The following is a 2,887-nucleotide window of genomic DNA, read 5'->3' on the forward strand; positions in this document are numbered from 1 at the left end:
GATAGCTTTTCCTTCTTTAATCCACCGTCTGGCCCGACTGGATTTGGTGGGCATCAAAGGTTTTCCGTCTTTTGAGATAACAGGAACTCTTGCCATGGAGATAATCATTAAGAGTAAAGTTAAAGTCCCTTACCGCAACACAATCAAGATGTCTTGTCTAACAACGCTTTACCAATAAAGCTTAGAGGGAATCCGAACTAGGGAAGTATTCGGAGGTCTGTGCCAGATTGTGTCTCGATGCGGTAGTCTCTACTTGCGGCGCCTAAATTGGTCTAGGCAAGCCCCGTCGCTTTTAGGGCGGGGTTAGTGACGGTTAGATTGTGGGGGTGAGTACGGGGGTTTTGTTTTGCCAGCTTTCTGGCCATTGGATCGCGTCGGCACTGAAGGCGAGGGGATCATTGGCTAGGGGAGAATGGAAGGGTTCTTCTACCAGCGCGAATTGACCGTTATCGAAGGGAATTCCCGCAGCGGGGCGATCGAGGTAGAATCTCTCTCGGATTCCCTTCTCCGCTTGTTTTAAGGCCCGGTGGTGACAGTAGGGGTTATTGCCGCGGCGATCGAAGAAAACATGAGCCGTCCAACTACAACCACCGCGGCAGAGTTCGGCGAACTCGCAGGTTTTACAGAATCCCCAGAGATGATCGGTTCCCTTCGGGGTTCCCGCACCGAGGTTGAAGCGCAGTTCTTCGGCCTCTTCGATAATCTGGCGCAGGGAGCGATCGCGGATATTGCCCCCGGTATAGGCCGCGGTGGGAAGGGAGGGACAGCCTTTGATCGCTCCGTCGGCCTCGATACCCAGTGCCGCCAGTCCGGCACTACACCCCTGCCAGAATGTCCACGCATCCCCTCCCCGCAATAAACGTTCGTAGGGGCCGTAATAGCCGATATTGTTGCCCGGTTGTACGTCTACCCCCTCGCGTCGCGCTCGCTCGGTGACACGGGCGACCATCGGGTATAGTTCTAGGAGTTCGTAGGGTTGCAGGAGAATTTCCGAGTTATCGGCGGCGTTACCCATCGGGACGGTTAACTGGATCTGCCAGGCAAATACGCCCGCATCGCGTATTTTTTCGTAGATGCGGGGAAATTCGGGGGCAGAAAGGCGATTGATCTGGGTATTGCAACCGAAGGGGATACCGGCTTGTTTGAGGTGGCCCATGGTGCGGAAAGCCCATTGCCACGAACCTGGTTTCCCCCGCAGGCGATCGTGGGTAGCCTCTAATCCGTCCACGGAGACGGAGACGACTTTGATCCCCGCGTCTTTCATCTTTTGGGCGGTGTCGAGGGTGATGCCGTAGCCGCCGGTGGTGACACCGCAGATCATGCCCGCGTCGGTGATCGCCCGGGCGATATCGAGCCAGTCGGGACGGAGGAAGGCCTCTCCCCCGATCAGGGTAACTTCTTTGATGCCCACTTCGGCCAGTTGACGGACGAGATCGAGGGCCTCTTCAGTGGTAAGTTCGTGGCTACGGGTGTGGCCGGCGCGGGAACCGCAATGCTGACAGGCGAGGTTACATTTTAGGGTAATTTCCCACACGGCGTAGCTGATGCGACGGTATTCGGTCATTGGAATTATCCTCGATTTAGGCGTAGTAAGTACGACCGCCACCGCCACCGCTGGTCGAGCCGTATACTTGTTGCATCCATCCCCCGACGATCGCTTTTAAGTCTTCTTCGGTTAGGGTTTTGAGTTCGTCATCGGTGGCGATTTCGTCCAAAACCTTTAAACGAAAATCGGGATCGGTTGCTAGTTTTTCGGTAAAATTCGGGGTGCGATCGAAAGACATAGTTAGCTCCTTAGAAGTTTAATACTCGATAAAATTTATGAGTCGGTTGCAATTAGAAATCCCGGAAACGATCTGCCGGTAATCCGTACATCGGTCGAGCGATTCCGTCACCTGGAATAGGCCATTTAGGCTTGCGGTTGGGTGGCAGACCGTACATCGGACGAAATCGAAAACCGCCGATAAATCCACCTGCGACCGCCGCTAAATCTTCCTCGCTTAAATCTGTAACTTCTTCATCGGGGCGATCGGACTCTAGAATTCGTGCGGTGTATTCCTCGAATTCCTGTGGTGTGAAATCGAACCCCGCAGCCTTGACGATCTCGCTGCATTCTTCTTTGCTATTCACCGATTGGATTCGGGAACGGAAGGATTCATCGGAGGCGACTTTTTGATAAAAAGCGTGAACTTGTTCGAGAGCCATAAGTTAACTCCTGTTAGAATTTGAGAGTGATGGGAGGATACGGTTGGTAGATAAGCTGTTCAGCATTTAAATTGCTTGTGGAGATGAGGCACTCTTGCAAGAGGCAACACCCCCCAACTCCCGCGACGGGGGAGATTCAGCTAATCTAACGATAGGCGGTTATAGCGGTTTTCACAGAAGTGAGTCCCGATTGAAACGCTGAAACGCCTATCTATCAAGGGATTTACTATACCTTATTAGACTGAAAACCGCTATAAAATGGGTCCTTGCTTAATATTCGGGAGTGATGGGAGGCTCGGTTGGTAGATAAATCCGGCAATGAGGGGCGGACGAATTATTTTTCCCAGTATTGTTGGTGGTTTTAGCAGTGCTCGTGCAAAACCGCCTTGAATGTTGCGAGTCTCGATCGCGCGATTGATCGCAGTTTCAAGAGATTCTTGAAAAGAGTTCACCTGTAGATCGGAAATATGAATTTTAGCCATGGTAATTAGACTCCTATTTAATAGGGTTAAGATTCGGGTTCGGCAACCTTCACGAAAGTTTCGGAAGGATTATAGTTGTCAGTGACAACCTGCGGACAGCGCAGACAAGCGGCTTTTCCTTCCTGTAACCACCAGCGACAGTTTTGCCGGATTCGACAGGGGGGAAGGGTATCGGTTACTTCTGCGAGTCCCTGTGCCAC

5 protein-coding genes are annotated in these 2,887 nt (G+C 52.2%); all 5 read right to left on the reverse strand.

Features of this window, described 5'->3' with window-relative positions; genetic code table 11:
• Window positions 1-96 (reverse strand): RRXRR domain-containing protein (locus IM500_RS04355; protein ID WP_287737802.1); only part of this gene is annotated, 96 nt, incomplete at its 3' end.
• Window positions 97-313: 217 nt separating this feature from the next.
• Window positions 314-1,564 (reverse strand): nif11-class peptide radical SAM maturase 3, encoded by a 1,251-nt coding sequence (locus IM500_RS04360; RefSeq protein ID WP_287737799.1) that lies wholly within the window; start codon window positions 1,562-1,564, stop codon window positions 314-316.
• 16 nt (window positions 1,565-1,580) lie between these two features.
• Window positions 1,581-1,784: a bacteriocin gene (locus IM500_RS04365; protein WP_079210240.1), complete on the reverse strand. Its 204-nt coding sequence runs from the start codon at window positions 1,782-1,784 to the stop codon at window positions 1,581-1,583.
• A gap of 52 nt (window positions 1,785-1,836) precedes the next feature.
• Window positions 1,837-2,205: a Nif11-like leader peptide family natural product precursor gene (locus IM500_RS04370; RefSeq protein WP_287737800.1), complete on the reverse strand. Its 369-nt coding sequence runs from the start codon at window positions 2,203-2,205 to the stop codon at window positions 1,837-1,839.
• A gap of 251 nt (window positions 2,206-2,456) precedes the next feature.
• Window positions 2,457-2,687 (reverse strand): hypothetical protein, encoded by a 231-nt coding sequence (locus tag IM500_RS04375; protein WP_287737801.1) that lies wholly within the window; start codon window positions 2,685-2,687, stop codon window positions 2,457-2,459.
• Window positions 2,688-2,887: the final 200 nt, after the last annotated feature.

It is taken from the genome of Microcystis sp. M179S2, assembly GCF_020245805.1.
Lineage (GTDB): Bacteria > Cyanobacteriota > Cyanobacteriia > Cyanobacteriales > Microcystaceae > Microcystis > Microcystis aeruginosa.

Excerpts from the sequence above, each read along its gene's own strand:
- IM500_RS04360 (WP_287737799.1), bottom strand. The coding sequence starts at position 1,564 with ATGACCGAATACCGTCGCATCAGCTACGCCGTGTGGGAAATTACCCTA.
- IM500_RS04365 (WP_079210240.1), bottom strand. The coding sequence starts at position 1,784 with ATGTCTTTCGATCGCACCCCGAATTTTACCGAAAAACTAGCAACCGAT.
- IM500_RS04370 (WP_287737800.1), bottom strand. The coding sequence starts at position 2,205 with ATGGCTCTCGAACAAGTTCACGCTTTTTATCAAAAAGTCGCCTCCGAT.
- IM500_RS04375 (WP_287737801.1), bottom strand. The coding sequence starts at position 2,687 with ATGGCTAAAATTCATATTTCCGATCTACAGGTGAACTCTTTTCAAGAA.